General features: G+C 62.7%; 18 protein-coding genes and 1 tRNA gene. 9 read left to right on the forward strand and 10 right to left on the reverse strand.

Annotated elements, in window-relative coordinates; translation table 11 throughout:
• Window positions 1-8 precede the first annotated feature (8 nt).
• Genes VGG89_00165 through VGG89_00190 form a run of 6 tightly spaced genes read right to left on the reverse strand, consistent with a single transcriptional unit; the run spans window position 9 to window position 6,713 of the window.
• The gene (locus tag VGG89_00165; GenBank protein HEY1974942.1) at window positions 9-2,408 is read right to left on the reverse strand and encodes a TonB-dependent receptor; all 2,400 of its coding nucleotides are present in this window, start codon (window positions 2,406-2,408) and stop codon (window positions 9-11) included.
• A 51-nt stretch (window positions 2,409-2,459) separates the two neighbouring features.
• A complete protein-coding gene (locus tag VGG89_00170; protein HEY1974943.1) occupies window positions 2,460-2,963 on the reverse strand; it encodes a hypothetical protein in 504 nt (167 codons plus the stop codon).
• Window positions 2,964-3,021: 58 nt separating this feature from the next.
• Window positions 3,022-4,884 carry a copper homeostasis membrane protein CopD gene (gene copD, locus VGG89_00175; GenBank protein ID HEY1974944.1) on the reverse strand — a complete coding sequence of 621 codons (1,863 nt, stop codon included), beginning with the start codon at window positions 4,882-4,884 and terminating at the stop codon, window positions 3,022-3,024.
• A complete protein-coding gene (locus VGG89_00180; protein HEY1974945.1) occupies window positions 4,835-5,206 on the reverse strand; it encodes a copper resistance CopC family protein in 372 nt (123 codons plus the stop codon). The genes copD and VGG89_00180 overlap by 50 nt, the downstream gene beginning before the upstream one ends.
• Window positions 5,206-6,111, reverse strand: a complete 906-nt coding sequence (locus VGG89_00185; GenBank protein ID HEY1974946.1) for a hypothetical protein — start codon at window positions 6,109-6,111, stop codon at window positions 5,206-5,208. Before VGG89_00185 ends, VGG89_00180 begins: the two co-directional genes overlap by 1 nt.
• A 38-nt stretch (window positions 6,112-6,149) precedes the next feature.
• Window positions 6,150-6,713 carry a hypothetical protein gene (locus VGG89_00190; GenBank protein ID HEY1974947.1) on the reverse strand — a complete coding sequence of 188 codons (564 nt, stop codon included), beginning with the start codon at window positions 6,711-6,713 and terminating at the stop codon, window positions 6,150-6,152.
• Window positions 6,714-6,897: 184 nt separating this feature from the next.
• Here VGG89_00190 and VGG89_00195 point away from each other — a divergent pair, with 184 nt between their 5' ends.
• The 3 genes from VGG89_00195 to VGG89_00205 are packed head-to-tail and all read left to right on the forward strand — an operon-like array spanning window position 6,898 to window position 9,022.
• Complete coding sequence (locus VGG89_00195) at window positions 6,898-7,413, forward strand: hypothetical protein (GenBank protein HEY1974948.1); 516 nt, start codon at window positions 6,898-6,900, stop codon at window positions 7,411-7,413.
• 20 nt (window positions 7,414-7,433) lie between these two features.
• Window positions 7,434-8,210, forward strand: a complete 777-nt coding sequence (locus VGG89_00200) for a TIGR00282 family metallophosphoesterase (protein HEY1974949.1) — start codon at window positions 7,434-7,436, stop codon at window positions 8,208-8,210.
• Window positions 8,211-8,239: 29 nt separating this feature from the next.
• Entirely contained in the window at window positions 8,240-9,022 is a 783-nt protein-coding gene (locus tag VGG89_00205) for a PHP domain-containing protein (GenBank protein HEY1974950.1), read from the forward strand.
• On the opposite strand, the gene VGG89_00210 is transcribed toward VGG89_00205, so the two are convergent.
• Together VGG89_00210 and VGG89_00215 are read right to left on the reverse strand one after the other, a co-directional pair.
• Entirely contained in the window at window positions 8,996-10,858 is a 1,863-nt protein-coding gene (locus tag VGG89_00210) for a hypothetical protein (protein ID HEY1974951.1), read from the reverse strand. The genes VGG89_00205 and VGG89_00210 overlap by 27 nt on opposite strands.
• Before the next feature lie 9 nt (window positions 10,859-10,867).
• Window positions 10,868-11,488, reverse strand: a complete 621-nt coding sequence (locus tag VGG89_00215) for a cyclodeaminase/cyclohydrolase family protein (protein HEY1974952.1) — start codon at window positions 11,486-11,488, stop codon at window positions 10,868-10,870.
• A gap of 118 nt (window positions 11,489-11,606) precedes the next feature.
• Between VGG89_00215 and ahcY the strand changes: the two genes are divergently transcribed.
• From ahcY to VGG89_00235, 4 genes are read left to right on the forward strand one after another with little or no spacing between them, the layout of a single operon-like run.
• Window positions 11,607-12,881, forward strand: coding sequence for an adenosylhomocysteinase (ahcY, locus tag VGG89_00220; GenBank protein HEY1974953.1), 1,275 nt, complete (start codon window positions 11,607-11,609; stop codon window positions 12,879-12,881).
• Window position 12,882: 1 nt separating this feature from the next.
• Window positions 12,883-14,106, forward strand: coding sequence for a methionine adenosyltransferase (metK, locus tag VGG89_00225; GenBank protein HEY1974954.1), 1,224 nt, complete (start codon window positions 12,883-12,885; stop codon window positions 14,104-14,106).
• A 22-nt stretch (window positions 14,107-14,128) separates the two neighbouring features.
• On the forward strand, window positions 14,129-14,740 hold the full coding sequence (locus VGG89_00230; protein ID HEY1974955.1) for a hypothetical protein: 612 nt from the start codon (window positions 14,129-14,131) through the stop codon (window positions 14,738-14,740).
• A gap of 8 nt (window positions 14,741-14,748) precedes the next feature.
• Entirely contained in the window at window positions 14,749-15,345 is a 597-nt protein-coding gene (locus VGG89_00235) for a hypothetical protein (protein ID HEY1974956.1), read from the forward strand.
• 10 nt (window positions 15,346-15,355) lie between these two features.
• Here the strand turns inward: VGG89_00235 and VGG89_00240 are convergent, their stop codons facing one another.
• Both VGG89_00240 and VGG89_00245 read right to left on the reverse strand, forming a co-directional pair.
• On the reverse strand, window positions 15,356-15,532 hold the full coding sequence (locus VGG89_00240) for a hypothetical protein (GenBank protein ID HEY1974957.1): 177 nt from the start codon (window positions 15,530-15,532) through the stop codon (window positions 15,356-15,358).
• Window positions 15,533-15,622: 90 nt separating this feature from the next.
• The gene (locus tag VGG89_00245; GenBank protein ID HEY1974958.1) at window positions 15,623-16,711 is read right to left on the reverse strand and encodes an MFS transporter; all 1,089 of its coding nucleotides are present in this window, start codon (window positions 16,709-16,711) and stop codon (window positions 15,623-15,625) included.
• Window positions 16,712-16,811: 100 nt separating this feature from the next.
• On the opposite strand from VGG89_00245, the gene VGG89_00250 reads away from it, so the two are divergent.
• Both VGG89_00250 and VGG89_00255 read left to right on the forward strand, forming a co-directional pair.
• Window positions 16,812-16,887, forward strand: a tRNA-Asn gene (locus tag VGG89_00250).
• A gap of 171 nt (window positions 16,888-17,058) precedes the next feature.
• Window positions 17,059-20,718 (forward strand): choice-of-anchor Q domain-containing protein, encoded by a 3,660-nt coding sequence (locus VGG89_00255; GenBank protein HEY1974959.1) that lies wholly within the window; start codon window positions 17,059-17,061, stop codon window positions 20,716-20,718.
• Window position 20,719 lies beyond the last annotated feature (1 nt).

The following is a 20,719-nucleotide window of genomic DNA, read 5'->3' on the forward strand; positions in this document are numbered from 1 at the left end:
AGCCTACCTCAGAATGGCGCGGTTAGGCGCAACAGTACCGACGTTCCGTTGGCGATCTGCGTGGTGTTGAAGCCGTTGGCCACCTTGATCGGATACTGATGATTGAGGACGTTGAGTAGTTGCAGCTGGATTCCGAGGCCCTGGTCCTGCCCAGCACGTCCCGGCGTCACCGTACGGCCGAGTGAAAGGTCGACGGTCGTGTGCGCAGGTAACGTTCCCGCCAAGTTGACGTTGGCATCCTCGAACTGAACGGGGAAGCCGCTGCCGTAGTTGCCTTGGATCGTTGCAAACCACAGCTTCTGCGGGCCGCCGAACCGGTGCGTGTAGCCGGTCGTTGCAGCGACGGTTTCACTATGATCTTCTAGCCCGAGCTGCGCTTGGCACGAGATACCCGTGGGGTTGGGTGGGAAGAGGAAGGTTGCTCCCGAGATACAGGCCGCGTACGAACCGGAAATCGTCGACGTAAAGAACCACTGGTCGCCGTCGAGCATGCGGTCCTGCAGGCGGAACTCGACGCCATTGTTGGTCCCGATCGAGTTGTTATAGACCGCGAACAGCGGCGTGTTGAGGAACTGCGTTGTGTCGAGAATGTTCACCACGCTTTTGGTGAAGACGTTGAACGATCCGGTGAAGCTCGAGTTGAACGAATGAACCATTCCGACCTCGAAATACGAATCGCTTTCTGGCTTGAGGTCGTAGGCGGGGTGCGCGGTAGCGCAGGGGCTCTGTTGCGAGAGCGCGACGCAATCCTCACGGACGTCTTCGAGAAGGGGCGCGGCGTAGAAACGGCCGTAGTAAACGTGCCCGACGTTACGACCGCCGTCCCACAAGGTCACACCGATGCGCGGACTGATTTGGAAGCCGCCTACGTAGCCGGTCGAATGATCCCAGCGCAGCCCGTAGTTCCAGGTGACGTTCGGACCCATTTCCCACTTGTCTTCGGCATAGACGCCGATTTGGGATCCGGCTTGGCCCTGAGGAACCGCCGGCGACGCGAAATACGGGTCGGCGATTTTTCCGCTCGCTTTACAATCGACGTAATAACAAGCGAAGAGCTGATTGCTGATCGCGGTTTCCCGGTTGACGTCGAAGCCGATTTTCCACGAATGGTGCTCGGTTGCGCGAAAGTCCGACGCGCGCAATCCAAGGTATTGTGCGTACGTGTTCTGCTGCAAGCCGATGCCATGGATGGTGTTCGCGCACGTCGGCGGACAGACCGAGAAGTCGGGTGAGGTGGCCAGCACGTCGAGCGGCAGGTCGCCGTCGTAATCGATGGTGGTGTCGCGCCACCAGGGAATGACTTGGAAGACCCCGTTGCCGTCGCGCGAGACCGTCGTCCAGTTGAGATTCGAGAAGTGATCGTACTCGCGCTGCGTGTCCAGCGTTCCGGGAGCGCTGACGATAGGATCGTACGGGTTGGTCGTGCTGGTATTAATTGGAACTTGATATTGCGAAAGTTGATTGCCGTAATCGAATGCCAGCGTGCTCCGCGGCGATAGCTGCGTGATGGAGCGCAGGAACTGATCGCTGTCACTGCTCTCGTCGTTGATCGCATTGAACGTCGGTGCGTCGATGCCGCGGTCGCTCGTATCGGAGTTCGCATTTAGAAAGACTTCCGTCGAGCCCGACCGCGACGACAGCGAGAGACCTCCGGTGGACTGTCCTTGGTTGCCGAAGCCGCCGGTGAGCGATCCGAAGACGCCTTGGGGGATGTCGGTCGGCCGATTACTGATGATGTTGACGACGCCGCCCATGCGGTCCCCGCCATACTCCGCCGGGATGGCTCCCGTCAACACTTCGATCGAGTCGACGTCTTTCGGATCGATTATTTCGGCGAAGTTCGACGTTGTGGCTAACGGCAAGGGAGCTCCGTCGATGTTATACGTTACGCCGTGAAAGCCGTTAATCACCGGCTCGTTGTACGAGAACTGAATAACGCCGGGAAGGGTGGCAATAACCTTGTCGAGGCTATTGTTTACCGGCGACGTCTGGAGAGCAGCGCGATCGATGATGTTGACCGAGGGCGGGTTGCTCTCCACGCCGCTTCCCGTTGCGGTCACCGTGGTATGGGCGATTTCCGCTAGTTTTGTCGTCAACGCGATGTTTATCGTCGCAACCGAATCGCTCGTGACCGTCAGGAGCGACTGCAGGTCGTGAGCACCCTTCGCGTGCGCAATGAGACGATAGTTTCCAAATGGGACCTGTGCAAAAGCGTAGGCGCCGTCCGGTTTTGTCGTTGTCGTAAACTTCGACCCCTCGCCTTCGAGGGTGACGGTGGCCCGCGGAGCCGGGCGGCCGTCGAGGGTGATGGTTCCGCGCACGATGCCGATCGAGTCGGCGCTTGCGGGTACGCAAAGGAAGAAACACGTCAAAAACGCGGCCGCAATCGCCGCAGCAATACGAAACATAAGAACTCCTTCGGTGGAAAAAGCGAACGAAAAGGACGCGCGTCGTGCGCGTTAGGCGTTCGCAGTCACCGGAGGAGCGCGGAGAAGCCGTGCGCGCCACACCGTGTCGCGTGCGATGTTAAGAGGTGGGGCGCCACGCGCGATTCCGAGCTTGCCGAGGGACAGGTCGATAACGCGGCACGCAGTCGCGATTGCAAAAACGATTCCGGCCAGCGCCCGGAGCGCGGCGGACACGAAGCGGAGCATTATCCACGCGGTAAGCGCCAAGATCACGACGATCGCGAGCAACGGGGCGCCGGCGTGCGCGGCTTCGAGGCGCTCGCCAAGCGTGAACCACGCGGCTCCCAACGTCGCAATGCCACCCCAGCTGGGCAGCATCGAGCGAACGCGCGCCGCTAGCACGGTGCCGTCAGCGGTACAGCGAGCCCCCGACCATAGCAACGCTCCGGCGGCCGACGTGAGGCCGGTCACCGCCGCAAGGGTAAGCTCTATGAACGTGCTATGATAGGCGCCGCCCCAAGCGTGCTCTTTGCCGAAGAGAACGGCGTGAGTCACAAGGGCGGCTACTAAACCGAGGACTATCGCGCCGGGAATCTGCCGCAGAGTCACAGCGCTAGCCGCCGTGACCGGCGTGATTTGCCGCCGCAACCGGAATACTCTTAACCCGCGCTGCATCACTGAGAAGGGTGCTGGGATCGGCAAGACCGCCCGCCCCACTCGCCATCCAGCGTGCGCGAATGTTGGCGCCTCGATCGAGCATCAGCTCCGTCTCTCCGCCGTCTGCGGGCGAGTCGAACAACTCGAGTGTCTCACGAACGTCTTGCGACACGTCTACGATCAACGGGTTCTTCTCCGTTGACGGATGTAACGCAACGGCAATCACGTGTAGCCCGGCGGCAGCAAGACGGGGCTGCAATTTCGCTAATTGCTCCAGCCGCGCACGCGGTGCGTGCCCCGCGAACAAGACGACCAGGGCCGGTCCGTTCTTGAGCGTCTGACTCAGTGTATTTTGCGCACCGTTTTGCTCGAAGGCGAAATCCGGCAGTGGAACCGCCGCTGCCGTGCTGATTTGCGAACCGGTGTGTTGCGTGAGGTCGCCGGCCGCGCGCGCGAGCACGAAGTTGATCACGTCCCACCGTTGATCTGGAGACAGCTTGTCGGCAAAGCCAGGCATAACCCCGTTGTCGGTGCCGTGGCCGATCCACCAGAACATCTCGCCGACCTTGTGCGCGAACAGGTGCGGTTCGGTCAAATTTGCCGGCCGAACGGAAAGCTTGCCGGCAAGCGGACCGTCGCCGCGTCCGCCGGCTCCGTGGCACACGACGCAGTTCTGCGCGTACAGCGGTGCGCCGCGCGCTATTGACGGCGCCGCATAGGGCTGCGTCGACGCGTAAAAACTCGTCGGGTACGCGCGAACGAATCCTTCGCTTAGAGAAAACCGGAACGGGAGCGGCCAGCGCGGCTCGGTGTGCAGTCCAGGCGGCAATATGCCGATGATGCCGACGATGGCAAGTACGAAGACGCCGAGACACGCCTCGATCGTCGCGTTGCCGAATACCCGCCGGCTGATTTGCAAGCACAGGCTGTCATCGGTCGCGCTGTCGGCGAGGTGGGGGAGGAGCCGCCGCTGATTGATACCGGCGACACCAATCATCGCCGCAAAGAGCGCGATCTTCAGCAGTAGGAGTTGACCGTACAGCGTTCCGAGGAGCGCCGGAACGCTGCCGGCTAAGAACCACGTGTTGACGACGCCGGTAACGATCAGCGTCCCTACGGCCGAGAGACCGAGCACCGAGAAGCGCAGCGTTGCGATCCGCGCGACCGCAACCGCTTGCGAACTCATGTCCCGGCAGGCTTGAACGAGAAATATGACGAGCGGTAAGAGCGCGCCGAGCCACGCGCCTGCGGCCAGCAAATGCAAGATGTCGGCCGGCGCATGAAGCGCGTCGAACGGAACGTCTTCTGTCGCAGCGCCGTGGCCCGCCCATGCGAGCGAGGCGACGAACGCGGACGCGGCGAGCAAACCAACCCAGCCCACTGCGTGACTGCGCGTTCGTGCCTGCAGCGCGAGGCAGATCGCTATCGCGACGGTGAGTCCGGCGCGAACGATCCAGTCGATGCCGAAGTGCGTTTGCGTCAGGACGATCCCGAGAACGCTGCCCTGAAGAGCCGATGCGAGCGGCATCCCGCTCATGTTCGATGCGACGATGACGAGCCAACCGGCGCCGCTGACGATTGCGACGAGCAGGCTTACCCAAGCGAGCGCAAAGAGCCGTCGATCCAGCCGTTCCCGCAGCGCATGCGCTGCCGGCGTTCGCGCAAACGCCGGCCACGCTATCATGCACCAGAAGACGAAGGTGCCTTCGAGCAGGGCGCTCGCCGCGTAGTGGAGCAGACGCGTCGACGATAAGAGCGGGTCGATCGCCTTAGCTCCCCTTGACCTGGAACGTGAAGTCTCCTTGGGTCGTGTGCGTATCGACCGACAAGGCGTGCCATTTCACCGTGTACGTGCCGGCCGGCAGCGATTTGAGCTTGATGTCCATCTCTTGTTTGTTGTCCGGATCGACCCCGGACGTTCCGTCGCTCACGGACGCTCCGGATTTATCGGTGACTTGTATCCAGCTAAAAGCCGGCTCGAGCTCCTGCGTGAACCAGATATGCATGGTCGCGGGTGCGGACGGCACCGTGCTGCCGACCGCCGGATCGGAATGGTCGAGGAACGCGTGCGCCCGAACCGCTGCGGGTGCGAACACCATTGCGACGAGGAGAAAGAATGCAGTGATTGTACGCATCGTCATTATTTCCAGAGATTCGTCTTGATGATGGGTTTGCCGAACCAGCTTTTATAGAAGGTGTCGAGAAACACGTGATACTGAAGGATGAATCCCGCGCCTTGCCCTTGCGACGTCGCTTTCGTGGCCGGGAACACTGCCTCTCCAGCCAACTGCCACGTGGGTGCGTCGTATAAGAGGCCGGGAGCGATCGTTCCGGTCGGCGTACCTTGATCCGGGCTAGTCCACGACATTTCGACGAGTGGCGTCAGACGCGTAAACCACGGCGTGATGTTCTGCGCTTTGACGTTCTGCTGTAGATAGGGCATCGAATACTGCAGCGAAAACGCGTAATTCCACGCGTTGGGGTCTTGGCTAGGCGTGTCGGAAAACGAGCGGCTGATCTCACCGGTAATCGCGAAGGGGCGCAAATACGGGCTTGCCGTCCCGAAGCCTTTGCCGAAGTAGAACGTCGGTGAAGTGTTTCCGACGCTGCCGATTGCGCCCGCGTTGCGCAGTTGCGCCGAGCCGGTTCCCGGTATCTCGCGTACTAGCCCCACCGACCACACGAACTCCTGATGCGGGTGAACGTCGCTGCAGGGATGCTGATCTTTAAGCGTTAGCTGGACGTTGTCCCAACCGGCTAAATGCTGACCGGCGCCGCGCTGCGTGACGTAGTCGTCGTTGATCGCGAAGGTCACGTCTTCGGTGATGGATTTATCCCATTCGAATCCGTAGCTGTTGCTTTGACCGCCCGGTGTGGGAGTCCAACCGATCGTGGGCAGCGACACTTCATCGCCGACTCCGGGATCGTCCATGGTCAGTGTCGTGGGAAAGACGCGGTCTCCGCAGACGACGTGCGCCTGAGCGGTCGAACGCATCACAAGCATGCAGGTAAGCACGGCGACGAGCGCCGCAACGAAGCGGGACATAGGTACCTCAGGTTGGAGACGGGAGTGCTTTTGCGCGATTACGCGCGTGTTAAAGCAAACTCGACCGGAGGAGGACGGGTAAAGCGGCGCCACGCTTTGTCATCTTGAGCGTAGCGCGGCGCGATGCGCCGAGTGAGTTCAAAGGCCACGCGCCGCTGACGCTGGACGTCGAGCAAACGCACGACCAAAAGGACGATTTCAGCGAGCGCGCGCAGCGCGATCGCCGCAAAACGCAAGACGAGCCAGGCCGAGAGCGCGACGATAGCGAGGACGGCCAGTAGGGGTACCCCAGCGTGCGCCGTTTCGAGGCACTCACCGAGTACGTACCATCCGGTACCGCAGACGGCCACGGAGAACCAGCCCGGCAGCAGCGAGCGCATGCGGGCGGCCAGTACGGTTCCGTCGGCCGCACACGCGGCGCCCGTCCAGAGCAAGGCTCCGGCGGCCGCCGTGAGGCCGGTCACCGCCGCGAGGGTAAACTGAAGGAGGGCGCTATGGTAGGCTCCGCCCCACGCATGCTCGCCGCCGAAGAGGACGGCGTGGGTGACGAGGGCGGCGACCAGTCCGAGGACGATCGCGCCCGGAAGGCGGCGCAGGGTCACGCCTTCTTGTTGGCCACGGGGGGCCGGGCGGCCTTCGAACAGGCGTTCGTAAGAGATTCGCGCCGGACCGCGAATCCCTGGGCCTTGCTTCCCGTTTATGGGGTGGGATAGAAGCCCGAAGGGGCTGGAGGAGCGACTAGTTCTTGTTATGGGCACGCACGCGTTGGTCGAAAATGCCGATACCGTGAGTCTGGTCTGCGCACTGCTCGTGCGCTTTCCGGAGCTCGCGTCTATTCGGTCCATGCCCGCCGATCGCACCATACGGTTAACGTATGCGCTGCGGCATCGTTTGGATCGCGCCAAGCAGTCTGCGGTTGCCGAGGCGATCGAAGACCACGTGGCCAGCTTTCTCGTTCTCGCCAAAGACGAAGCCGAGACCTTACGAGTCGAGTGCGAAAGCGACCGCGGCATGACCTTCGTGCATGTTACCCGCGATCTTGAGAGTTTCACAAAGGAAGAGCTGGAGCTGCAGACCGCACTCTTCACCGAACGCTACGCCGACGCGCTGGTACGCAATCCCGTCCCCGACGATCACTTCGACGCCGATCCCGCGGCGCAGGACGAAGCGGCGCTCTACGCCATCGAGGCGCTCCGCGATCCCGCGCAATCCAAGAGCCTGGTGGGTTTCCGCGAAGAGAAGCGCGTACTGGTGTACTTTCTGAAATCCCAAAAGAAAGCCAAGGCGTCGGCTCGCCGATAACACACGCGACCTTCAATATACTGCTCGTCGGAGACGTCGTCGGCTCCCCCGGGCGCGAAACGCTGAAACGATGCGTCGCGCTTGCCCGCGAACAGCACCACGTCCGCGCCTGCATCGCCAACGGTGAGAACGCCGCCGGCGGCTTCGGCTTGACCGCCCAGACCGCCCAAGAGATGTTCGAGTCGGGCGTCGATTTCATCACGAGCGGAAACCACATCTTCGACAAGCGCGAGTTCCGCGAGTACCTCGAGGCCAGCGACCGCGTCATCCGTCCGGCGAACTATCCGCCCACCGTTCCCGGCCGCGGGATGGGCACGTTCGCGGTCGACGGCGTGACGGTCGGCGTGCTCAACATTATGGGCAGAACCTTCATGCCGCCGGTCGACGATCCGTTCCGCTGCGCCGACGCGCTCGTGTCGGACCTGCGCGCGAAAACGCCGGTGATCGTCGTCGACGTGCACGCCGAAGCGACGTCGGAGAAGGTGGCCATGGCTCGCTACCTCGACGGACGCGTGTCGGCGATTTACGGAACGCACACGCACGTGCAGACGGCCGACGAACACGTTCTTCCCGGCGGCACCGCCTACATTACCGACGTGGGAATGACCGGACCCACTGACGGCGTCATCGGCATGGACGCCGGTCCGGTACTCGACCGGTTCTTAACCAGCTTGTCGGAGCGGTTCTTCGTGCAGAAAACCGGCACGAAACAGTTCTGCGCGGCGGTTGTCGCGATCGATCCGCAATCCGGCAAAGCCAGCGAAATCAAACGCATCTTCCAGCGAGGGATCGCCTAGTGCGAGTCGACTTCCACTCACATAGCAACATGAGCGACGGAACGCTCACGCCACAGGCGCTGGCCGATTTCATGGGCGAGCGCGGCGTCGAGATTTTCTGTATCTCCGACCACGACACGCTGGGCGCGTACGGCGCGTTCGAGGCGCCCAAGGGTTCGCGCTACGTCACGGGGATCGAGATCAACACCACCTGGCGCGCCAACGAAGTGCACGTACTCGGTTATAACGTGCCGCTGGGTCCGTCGAAGATCAACGATCTCCTCGAGTACAATCAGGAGCAGCGCCGCAAGCGTGCCGAGACGATGGTCGCTCAGCTCAACGCCGGCGGGTATCCGCTGACGTACGCACAGGTTTTGGTGGAGTCCGACGGCGCCCACGCGGTCGGTCGCCCGCACGTCGCTAAAGCGCTGATGCGCGCCGGCATGACCGAGAACATCGACAGCGCGTTTCGCGATCTCCTCGGGCGCGGGAAGCCCGGCTACGTTCCACAGATTTACACGACGCCGCAGCAGGCGATCGAAACGATCGCGGCGGTCGGCGGAATCCCCGTGCTCGCGCATCCCGGACGGCTCAAGGATTACGTGCTGATCGACGAACTGGCCGGCCACGGCTTGGTGGGGCTCGAGGTGTTCTATCCGCTCCACGACTCCGACGACGTCGCGCTGTTCCGCGAAAAGGCGAAACAGTACGATCTCGTGATGACCGCCGGAATGGATTTCCACGACATCCGCTATCACACCAAAGGCGTGGGGATGGACGTCGAACCCGCCGACATTGCGGCGTTCCTAGAGTTGGCTGAAGTCTTCGCCTAGCCGAAAGCGCTGTTCGATCACGATCCGCGTACCCGTATAACGCGGAGGCAGCGGAAAACCCGCAATCGGCACGCCGTCGTCGAGGTAGCGCCGCCACTCCGCGACGAGCGTCGAGTTGTGCCCGACGTCGACGTTCGCGCCGGCGAAGTAGACGCGCTGCGCGACGTCCACGTCGCTCGACCCGCAGAGCGCGTAGCAGCCGAAGATCCCGAAACGCCCTTCGCCGATCGCATAGACGGCGCCGGGAACCGATCGGCTCAACGTCAGCGTCGTTTGCGGGATGTCGAGATCGATCGCTTGGCTCGGTTGGCCGGGCGCCGCACCGCGGTGCACGAGATCTTCGACGGCATCGAGCGAGAGCGCGTAGTTCGAGAAGCGCCAAGCGAGGACTCCGCCATATTCCTTGACGATGCCGCGATAGCTCAGCGTCGCGTCCTGCAGCGACGTAAAGAACGGATCGGTGAACCCGGGAAGATACGCGGTCGTCGCGTTGTACGGCGTCACTTGGGCGAACTGCGAATAATAGAGGTTGCCGCAGAGATGCGCGCGCGCGAAGTCGTACGCGGCTTTAAAACCCTGACGATTGACCGAGACGTCGTCGTTGGCGACGCTCTGATAATCACCCTTGAGCCAGCTCGACGGCCACGACCACGCGACGGGCCAGTCGTTTAGCACGTTTCCGTAGGGCAGCACGTTGGGAGCGTACGTCGGCTCAAAGCGATAGAGGTCGAGCGACACGCCGTTGCCGCGCGACCAATCGCGCGTCACGCCGGCGTGATAGTAGCCGCCCGGTGTCGGCCGTCCGGGCGCGCTGATGTACTGCGCCGAAAACCACGAACGGCCGTACTCCGCCGTCAGCACGGTTCCGGCATTGGGGTGCAGCACGGCCTGCACGCCGGCGACCGTGGCGTGTTGTCCGAAGACGTCGCTTTCCGGCTGCGGTCCTTCGGGTCCGACGTACGTCTCGAGACCTTGACCCCACAGGACGCCCGCACTTATCGGATTGATGCCCCCTAGCGTCCCCTCGCCGACACGCGCGGTTTGCACGGCGAAGCGATCGCCGCGCGGCGTCGTAAACGATACGGAGAGGGATGCTGCGCGTGCGAAATCGTTGAACGTCGAATCGTAATACACGGCCGGCAGCGCGCCGTCGAAGAACTCCAAAGACGCCCGGCCGACCCGCGCCGTTGCGTCGATGCCTTGCAGGGGAAGTGCGGGGCCCGGCGTCGCCAGCTCCGGGATTTGCGGAGCGATTGCGGGGATCGCGTTGGGCACCGGCGGCGGCGCAAACACGAACGGCAGGCTCTGCGCCGGGAGAAACCATCCGCCTTTGAGGTTCCACGAGCCGTCGGCCGCACCGATCCAGCCGCTGATTATCGACGAACGCTGCAGATTAACCGGGTCGGTCGCTCCCAGATACGTTTGAAAGAGCATCGATCGCGAGCTGACGAATGGATTGAGCTCCGGCATCGACGGTTCGCCCAAGTACAGAACGTTGGTCGTATTGCCGGCGACGCTTTCGCCGGCGGCGTTGAAGCCTAACGCGAGGCGCCCGGTCCGATACGCCGCACCGAACTGGAACGTTTGCTGAAATCCCGATCCCGTCGAGCCGGGTGTGCTGGAAAAGAATTCGTACGGCGTTTGCGGATCGTACGAAAAGTGCAGCGTTCGCGGGAAGACCGCGCCGGGCCCCGACGCACTCTGCGATACGTAGAGCAACGATGCGCCGGCGTAAACCGTAAGGCGCGTACGCGTTCCCCGCGCGCCCGGTGCGGGCGATGGGCTAGGCGATGCTAACGCACTGACGGTAATCGCCGGCGCGATGCCGAGCAACACGCCATGGTACTACCCACGAAGTGCGGCGCCGACGCCCCGGCGCAGCTCGTTGAGCAGCGTCGAACACTCGTTTTCGTAGCGTACCAGCGTCTTGGCTTGCGCGTCGATGGCGCCGGCATCGCGCATGTAGCGGTGGTTGACGCGCACGTTGTACGCACACGCCGCCAGAGCGGCCGCACCAAACTCGGCGGCGCACCCCAAATCGCTGGCGAGCGACCGGTTGGGAATCAGGGCGGCTTGCGCCGCCAGCCGAAGCACGTCGATGCAGAACTCGCACGACTTCAGCGGCACCTCGGCCGCATCGCGCAGGGCGGTCTCGAGCACGCGTGCTCGGGCGGCTTTCTCCTCATCGGTCGTTCGGGGCAGGCTCTGAGCGTTGACCACCCGGCCGAAGGCGCGTTCGTCGCGGTCGCGGGCGTTGCCGAGTTCGGCCCGAACGCGATCGGCCGCTTCGGCGATGCGGACGGCCGAGCCGTGGTGTTCGGCGTACTTCGGGTTGCCGGCGTCGATCCGAGCGACCATGGCGACCAGCGCGGCTCCCAAGGCTCCCACGACCGTCGCCGCGCTCCCGCCGCCAGGGGTCGGATTGGCCGAAGCTAGATCGTTAAGGTAGCGCTCGAACGATTCCACGGGCCCCCCTTTGGCTACGACCACAGGCCTGGCCTTGAAACCGGACCTATGGTAGTCTGCATCGAAGTGGGCGCAGCCCCTATCTAGCAGCCCTTCATAAATTGTAGGAGATACAGTAGTGCCCGTATTGGATCGGACGACCGCCGGGGACGTCAAAGACCGTGGCCTGGCCGAAGCCGGCCGTTCGCGCATCGCGTGGGCCGGAGCGTACATGCCGGTCTTGGCGCAAATTCGCGACCGCTTCGAAATCGAAAAGCCGCTGCACGGCGTGCGCATCGGTGCGTGCCTGCACGTGACGACCGAGACCGCCAACTTGATGCTCGCGCTCCAGGCCGGCGGCGCCCAGATCGCGCTGTGCGCCAGTAACCCCCTCTCGACGCAAGACGACGTCGCGGCGGCGTTGTGCGACTACGGCATTCCGACGTACGCGATCAAAGGCGAAGATAACGCGACGTACTACTCGCACATCGAGTCGGTGATCGCGACCAAGCCGCAGATGTCGATGGACGACGGCTGCGATCTGGTGAACACGATCTTCACGAAGCACAAGCCGCTGCTCGACGAGATGCTCGGCGGCTGCGAAGAGACGACGACGGGCGTTATCCGCCTCAAGGCGATGGAGAAGGACGGCGTGCTGCCGTATCCGGTGATCGCCGTGAACAACGCGCTCACCAAGCACATGTTCGACAACCGTTACGGCACCGGGCAATCGACGCTCGACGGAATCATCCGGGCAACCAACGTGCTGCTCGCGGGCCGCACCCTCGTGGTGGCCGGCTACGGCTGGTGCGGACGCGGTATCGCGTCGCGCGGCGCCGGCATGGGCGCGCACGTCGTGGTCTGCGAAGTCGATCCGCGTAAAGCGATCGAGGCCGTGATGGACGGCTACCGCGTGATGCCGATGAACGACGCCGCCAAGATCGGTGACGTGTTCGTCACGGTGACCGGCAACTATCACGTCATCCGCGAAGAGCATTACAAGCTCATGAAGGACGGCGCGATCGTTTGCAACTCGGGCCACTTCAACGACGAGCTGGATCTCGACGTGCTCAAGAAGATCGCCAAGGGGAAGACCGAACCGCGCGCGTTCGTCGAGCAGTACGAGCTGCACGACGGCCGCAAAGTCTGCATTCTCGCCGACGGCCGTCTGGTCAATCTCGCCGCGGCCGAAGGCCATCCCGCCGCCGTGATGGACATGTCGTTTGCCAATCAAGCGATGGCTGCGGCGCATCTCGCGAAGCATCATAAGACGATGGAGAAGCACGTCTACGACGTTCCGATCGAGATCGACGAAGAAGTTGCCAACCTCAAGCTCTCCTCGATGGGCGTCGACATCGACACCCTGACGCCGGAGCAAGTGAAGTACATGGCGTCGTGGTCGGAGGGAACGTAACGTGGCCTACAGACGGCTGTTCACCAGCGAGTCGGTAACCGAAGGTCACCCCGACAAGGTCGCCGACCAAATCTCCGACGCCGTTTTGGACGCGCTCCTCAAAGAGGACCCGATGTCGCGCGTCGCGGTCGAAACGTTTGCGATCACCGGCCAGATTCACATCGCCGGCGAAGTCACGACGAAGACCTACATCGACATCCCGCGCATCGTGCGCGAGACGATCGCCGACATCGGCTACACGAAATCGGCGGTCGGTTTTGACGCCGAAACCTGCGGCGTGAGCGTGTCAATCGACGAGCAGTCTCCCGACATCGCGCTCGGCGTCGACAAGTCGCTGGAAGCCAAGGCGGGCGACGACGACGAGTTCGAGCTCACGGGCGCGGGCGACCAGGGCATGATGTTCGGGTACGCGTGCCGCGAGACCGACGAGCTGATGCCGCTCCCGATCGTGTTGGCGCATAGCCTCACGCGTCACTTGGCGGCAGTGCGCAAGAACGGCGACATTCCGTACCTGCGTCCCGACGGTAAGTCGCAAGTCACCGTCGAGTACGACGGCGACAAACCGGTTCGCGTCGAGGCGGTCGTCGTTTCGACGCAGCACGATCCGGAGATTCCGCTCGAGGTCATCCGCAACGAAGTCACCGAACGCGTCATCAATCACGTCATTCCGGCGTCGATGCACGACAAGAACACGCGCATCTACGTCAATCCGACCGGCCGTTTCGTCATCGGCGGACCTAAAGGCGACGCGGGATTGACCGGGCGCAAGATCATCGCCGACACGTACGGCGGTATGGCGCGTCACGGCGGCGGCGCGTTCTCGGGTAAGGATCCGACGAAGGTGGACCGTTCGGCGGCGTACGCCGCGCGCTGGGCCGCCAAGAACGTCGTGGCGTCCGGTTTGGCGGAGCGCTGCGAAGTGCAGGTGGCATACGCGATCGGCGTCGCCCAGCCGATGAGCATCCTCGTCGAGACGTTCGGGACCGCCAAAATCCCCGAAGAGCAAATCGCCAACGCCGTCATGGAGGTCTTCGACCTGCGTCCCGCGGCGATCATCCACTACTTGAATCTGCGCCGTCCGATTTACAAGCAAACCGCGGCATACGGTCATTTCGGCCGGCCGGATCTGGATCTGCCGTGGGAGCGCGTGGATCGAGTCGAGGCGCTGCGCAAGGCGACTGGGTTCACAGGAGAGGCGCTGAAAGTTCCCAACTTCGCAAGGTAACCGTTTGCAAGGGGGAGTCTTGGTGAAGCGTTATTCGATATTGGCGATGCTCGTTTCGGGCATCGCCGTTTTCTTATCGTCGTTGCCCGCGTCTGCCGTCACGACGGTTTCGCGAACCGTTCCGGCAGGGACGAAGCTGCACTGCGTGCTGGCCGACAACATCGACTCGCGAACGCTGATCGCGGGCACCGGTTTTCTGTTACGCGTCGACGATCCGTCACAGGGGGCGCTCGACGAAGCTTGGATCAAAGGTCACGTCACCGACGTCGCTCAACCGCAAGGCCTCGACCGGGCGCGCATCGGCTTCGTGCTGAGCAACATCCGGTTGCGCAACGGCGAGCGAGCGGGCATTCACGCCGAAGTCCTCGGAGAAAACATCACGCAGATCGACATGGCGGCGGTCAAGCGCGAGCGGGAGAAGTTCTTGCTTCCCGCGATGCCGCGAGGCACCGTGACGCCGGGACCGATTGCGTTTCAAATCACGTTCCGCGAGGGGAGCAAGCCCTCGGTCACGCCGCCGCCGAGCGTTGCCAACGGCGGATACATTTACGCAGCAAAATCTAATGAGAATATCGTTATGCCGGCGGGTACGCCGGTTACGATCAAGCTAACGAGCAACCTCGTTCTTCAGTAGGAGAAAAGATGTTTGTGAAAAGCCTGGCCGCGATGGCGCTGGCAGTCGTCTTTGCCGCAACGACGGCGTCGGCGCTCGCGCAGAACACCGTGACCTTGTACAACGGAACGGTGATCAACGCGCGGTTGAACGAACAGCTTGATAGCAGCAACGCCAACGTCGGCGATACGTTTACCATGACCGTGATCCCGCCGTATCCGAGCGGTAACCCGCTCTTTCAAGGCGCGACGATCAGCGGCGTCGTGACGAAGGTCGTGCGTGCGGGCCAAGGCCGCAATCCCGAAATCGTGATTCATCCACGTTACCTGCGTCTTGCCGACGGCAGCATGGCGACGGTGTACGGCGATGTGTCCAGCATTGCGGCAAACAAGAGCACGAGTAACACGGCCAGCAAAGCGGTTGCGGGTGCGCTCGTCGGCATGCTCGTCGGCAACGCGATCGGCAAGACGATCTTTCACGCCGGCGGGGGCGGGGCCGTCGGTTTGATCGGCGGCGCCATGCTCGGCGCTAACAACAAATCGAACTTCATCATTCCCGCCGGGGCCAATGCGACGGTCCAGCTCAGCCAGACCGTCACGGTGCGCAGGCAGTCTTCGCACCCTTAAGGCGCCGCGTTTAGCGAACGCCGACGAGGTTGGGGGCGATCCGATGGGGCCGTGCCGTGACCACTGCGATGGTCTTCGGCGCGGCCATCCCGTCGTGAAAGGCGGGGAGGGTGAACGAGCCGGCCACGGCGTTAAGGCCGGCCACACTGAACAGGGACGCGAGGGCGACGGCGATTCCGAACTTCACGGGGCTCCTCCAAAGCTCTTAAATCATTAGTTGGTGAGATCAGTGTAGCGCCGGAACGTCGCGTTGTCAACTAATGTTTTAAGAGATCGCTTAGAGAAAGAACGGGATGGCCGCGAGCTGCAGCAGCACGGAGAAGATGGCCAAGGCCACCACAGAGTGATCCAGGAGCACCCCACAGACCGCGCTTCCGGCGAACCACGCGACGCCGAAGATGAGATCGAAGAACCCGAACGTCGTGGCTCCCCGACGCTTCGTTATAACGGATGCAATGAGGGCAAGAAGCAGCGCGTCGACGACGGCGGTCCCAAAGCCCCAGAGGGCCGCGCCGGCTAATGCGACGCCGCCGGTGCCGAGAAACGCCAACGGCGACGCGACGGCCGAGAGCGCGACGCCCACGGCAATGACGCCGCCGCCGAACCGGTCGTAGAGCTTGCCCAGAACCGGCGCGGCGATCGCCGCGACGAACATCGCAACGGCAAACCAGACCGATACGCCCGCGGCTCCGACGATGTGGTCGCGCGAGAAGCGCAGCGAAATCAGCGCGAAGTCGACGAATCCCGCCGCCATCAGCGCGCCGCCGATGAGGTAGCGCCGGAATGCGGCCGGGTCTTTGAGCGCCGGTTCGTCGGCGTCTCCCGGCGTCGGAACGAGATGCCGGCCCAGGGCACTGGCGGGTAGCAGGCAGAGCAAGGTGATGACTGCCGGCACGATGAGGACGCCGAAACCGAGGCTGTAGCCACCGCCGCGAACCATGGCGTATGCCACGACGAGCGGTCCGACCGTGGCGCCGAGCTGATCGAGGAACTCGTTAATGCCGAAGGCCAGGCCTCCGCCGCCCATGTCGCGCCCCGCCTGCGCGATGATGGCCGACATGACCGGCTTTCGGATCCCGCGTCCGACGCGCTCGCCCACGACCAGACCGGCGGCCGCCGGCCACGCGCCTACCAGCGCCAGCGCCGGCACGCAGAGCATATTGATGGCGTACCCGACCCAGGCGTCGATCCAGTAGCGGCCCGTGCGGTCGGCGATCGCGCCCGACACGGAGCGAATCGCGTATCCGGCCAGCTCACCCCCGCCGGCGACGAGCCCGACGATCGCGCCGCTCGCGCCGAGGTGCCCGAGGAACTCCCCGACGATGCCGCGTCCGCCTTCGTACGTAAAATCCGCGAACAAGTTCACGGCGCCCATCATTAATACAAAGCGGAGGGCAGCGCGCGCCGCGGGGTCTCGTTTCATCCTTGCGAAGTACCCCGCCATCCGTTACAATCCCGTAGTCCGTTCCCGGTTAGCTCAGTTGGTAGAGCAGCTGACTGTTAATCAGCGGGTCGCTGGTTCGAGTCCAGCACCGGGAGCCATTTGCGAAACCCCGGCTCTAGACCGGGGTTTCTTTTTGCTTTGTGTTTGCGTGCGCACGCTTGCTCGGCTTGGCCAACTTATAAAAAGTATGCGCAGGTGGGCGTCTAGTTGCTTCGCGAATCTATCATGCCCTTAGCCTCATACCGTTGCTCGTTCAGGAGACAGGTACAGTGAAGCGTTGGATTGCCGTTTGTATCGCCCTCATTTTCGTTGCCGGTTGCAGCGGTATGGGAGGCGGCGCTAACCGCTTCCTTCCCGGTGTCGGCAGTCCAAACGGGATGTCGAGCGATAACACAATGTCGCGCGATAGCGGAACGTACGGTATCGCTCCCGAGGGAAGCGGTCGACATCTGCCCGTTATCGTTCGGATGCGCATTCCGAGACATCAGCGCGGCGAACGCACGCCGATTCATCCTTCAACGATTTCGTCGCAGACGCAATCCGTAAGCTTTGCCGTCAACGGCGGCAAAGCGCAAGTCTTCAACGCCAACGCTGCATCACCGAACTGCACGAGCGGCGCGAGCGGCAGAACGTGTACGTTCATGGTCGGCGCACCCTCGGGTTTGGACACGTTCGTCGTGACGACGTATAGCGCGACCGGCGGCACCGGTACGGCACTCAATCGCGGCACCGCGAAGTTCAACATCGTCAAAGGAAAAGCAAACGCGCCGAAGATCACGCTCGGACCGCTCGTCAGCACGACGGCAGATACCGGAATGGGATCGCTGCGCTACGCGGTCAGCACGGCGAACTCGGGCGACACGATCGTCTTCGCGCTGCCCGCGAGCTCGCCGGTGCAGCTGACTACGCCGATCACGATTTCAACGAACGTCAACATCGCGGGCGCCGGCGTCACCAAGGCCGATCGTCCCCGCCGCAACCGTCACGGTCTCCAATCGAACAGCACTTTTACCGGAACGACGGTCAGCGGCAAAGACGCCAATCAGATCTTCATCATCAAAACCGGCGTGAACGTGACGATTAGCGGCATGGTCATTACGGCCGGTAAGGCGTCCGTCGCCACTCAGCCGGGCGGCGCTATTTCGAATCTCGGCAATCTCACGCTCAGCGGCGACGCGATAACCGACAACACCTCGGTGGTAACGACCATCGCGCGCAGGCCGCACGCGCGGCGTGCTCAGCGTGCGCACAAACCGTCGCACCACAAACACCCGGCGCAGAAGGCACCGAAGGTCGCTCACAACGATAAGAATGCGACCTTGCACCCGCACGCGTGCACGGCGACCGCCCAATACGGCGGCGCCATGTACAACAACGGCACCGTGAACATTATTGGTACGACCTTCGACGGAAACAGCGTCGCCAACACGTGCACCGAGGCCAACGGAGGCAGCGGCCTTGGCAACTACGGTGAAGGCGGTGCCATCTATAACGATGTCGACGGCTCGCTGTTCATCAGCGGCGGCAGCGTCTTCTCGAATAATGCGGCTTCAGAGGGCGGCGCGATCTACAACGACGGAACTTACGGTCAAGTCAGCGTCGACTCGTCGCAGTTCGCCGCCAACTCGGGTTGCGGGTCGGCTAACGGTTGCGCCCCGTATAACTGCAGCTTAGGCAACGGCTGCAGCGTTTACGCGTTCGGCGACGGCAGTGCGATCTACGACGTCAGCGGGCCCGGTGTAACGATTACCAACAGCGCGTTTACGAATAACGTTGCCGGCGGCAAGTCCGAAGACAGCGAAGGCTACGGCGGCGCCCTCGACCTCGAGGGGACCGCGCCTCTCATTACCGGCAGCACGTTTAGCGGTAATCTCGCCGGCGGCGGTACGAACTGCTCCGGCGGCCAGGGCGGCGCGATTTACGAAGAGGCGAGCAGCCCGCTGGAACTCGACAACAACAAATTCCTCAACAACACCGCTAGCGGTGACGAGGGATTCTCCATGTACATCTTTCTCCACACCCACTACGTGATCGCTGGTGGGGCTATCTTCAACTACTCTGAGCCGGACCAAGGCAGTAATAACACGTTCACCGGTAATTCAGCGGTCGCTACGGGCGGTCCGTGCGAAGAGGAGCCCTATGTTATCGGCGGTACGATCTTTGCCAACTACGGCATCTCCATGAGCAACAGCACGTTCAGCAACAACTCCGCGACGTCGGCCTACGACATCGACGGCGGACTTATCTACTCGGACGATCCGTCGGTTCTCAACAACGACACGTTCACCGGCAACGTCGCGATGACGACCTCGGCCACCGACGAGGACGGCTATCTCTACGGCGGTGTCATCGAGAACAACGACGTGCTGAAGCTCACGAAAAGTACGTTTACGTCGAATGCCGCTAAGGCGGCCGGTGCGTACGGCTACGAACTCTACGGGGGCACGATCGCGAGCTATTCGACGCTTACTTCGAGCGGCAATACCTTTACGTCGAATACCAGCGCGACAACGTATCCGGGGGATGCCTACCTCTACGGCGGGGTTATCTATCTGGAGTACTACGCCTACGCGCCCGCCCTGATCTCGACCGGCGACACGTTCAAGTCGAACGCGGTCACCCCGATTTCGCTGACGCAACCGGTGTATGAAGTGGAAGGCGGGGTGATCTACAACTACTACAGCGGTGCCATGAGTCTCAACGGTGATACGTTCACCTCCAACAGCGTCGACGCGCAGTACTGCGACGGCGGCGCGGTCGGCACGGAGGCTGAATACGGTCCCGAAACGATCTCGAACAGCACGTTTACCGGCAACCGCTGCGGAGTCAATAACAACGAGCAGGGCTACAGCGGCGCGGTGGAAGCCGACAACTACAGTACGCGATCCTATCCGTTTACGATCAGCGGAAGCACCTTCACGAACAACACCGCGACCGCCGGTGGGGGCGCGATCGGCGACTACAGCTACAACGGCGTGACAATCCAGAACTCCACGTTCACGGGCAACACGGTTCCAGCCGGGCTGGCCTACTACGGTGGCGGCGCGATCGGAACGTATACAAGCAACGGCCTCACGTCGGTGACGAACTCGACGTTTACCGGAAATACCAATACCGCCGTGCAGTTCATCTCCGGCGGCGGTGCGATCTCCAACGCCTACGGGATCAGCCTATCGGGCGACACGTTCTCGGGCAATAAATCCCTCGGGTCGATCGACGGCACGGGCGGCGGCGCGATCTTCGACTACGACGGCGGCGCGACGGTCGTCAACAGCACCTTCAACGGCAACAGCTCGTCAGTCGACGGCGGTGCAGTGCTCGAGTACCCGGACAGTTTCGACTCGTACTACACCAACGTCACGTTCTCGAAGAATGCAGCCACGCGCAACGGCGGGAACATCGAGAACAACGATTACGTCTATCTCTATAACACAATTGTGGCCGGCGGTACGGCCGGCGGACAAGGCAAGGACATCGATAACGCGGGCGGTGTCGTCTACTCCGAGGACTATAACCTCGTTCAAACGACGCCCGCCGTCAATCCGATGGTAACGCCGAATCCCGATCACGACATCATCGGCAAGGACCCGGTGCTGTTGGCGCTGACCAACAACGGCGGCCCGACGTTTACGATGGCTGACACCTCGACCAGCCCGGGACGCGCGGTCATCCCGTTTACCGGCAGCAACTGCGGCAGCAATGCCAGTCCGCCGGTTAGCGTCGATCAGCGCGGCTTCGCGCGTGGAGCCGGCAGCAAGTGCGACATCGGCGCCTACGAATACGCCGGTGTAGCAAGCGCGATCCGCGTGCACGCAGCGCCGCATCGACTCGGGCCCGCCCGCCGCCATCACCCGATCCCGCAGCGGGTGCCCAAACATAAGCGACACGACCCCCACGAGAAGCATCATCCGTCGACCGGAGGCAAATAAC

The organism is Candidatus Baltobacteraceae bacterium (assembly GCA_036488875.1).
GTDB lineage: Bacteria > Vulcanimicrobiota > Vulcanimicrobiia > Vulcanimicrobiales > Vulcanimicrobiaceae > JAFAHZ01.

Coding starts and splice junctions, on each gene's coding strand:
- VGG89_00165 (HEY1974942.1), bottom strand. CDS start 2,408: ATGTTTCGTATTGCTGCGGCGATTGCGGCCGCGTTTTTGACGTGTTTC.
- VGG89_00180 (HEY1974945.1), bottom strand. CDS start 5,206: ATGACGATGCGTACAATCACTGCATTCTTTCTCCTCGTCGCAATGGTG.
- VGG89_00185 (HEY1974946.1), bottom strand. CDS start 6,111: ATGTCCCGCTTCGTTGCGGCGCTCGTCGCCGTGCTTACCTGCATGCTT.
- VGG89_00205 (HEY1974950.1), top strand. CDS start 8,240: ATGAGCGACGGAACGCTCACGCCACAGGCGCTGGCCGATTTCATGGGC.
- VGG89_00235 (HEY1974956.1), top strand. CDS start 14,749: ATGTTTGTGAAAAGCCTGGCCGCGATGGCGCTGGCAGTCGTCTTTGCC.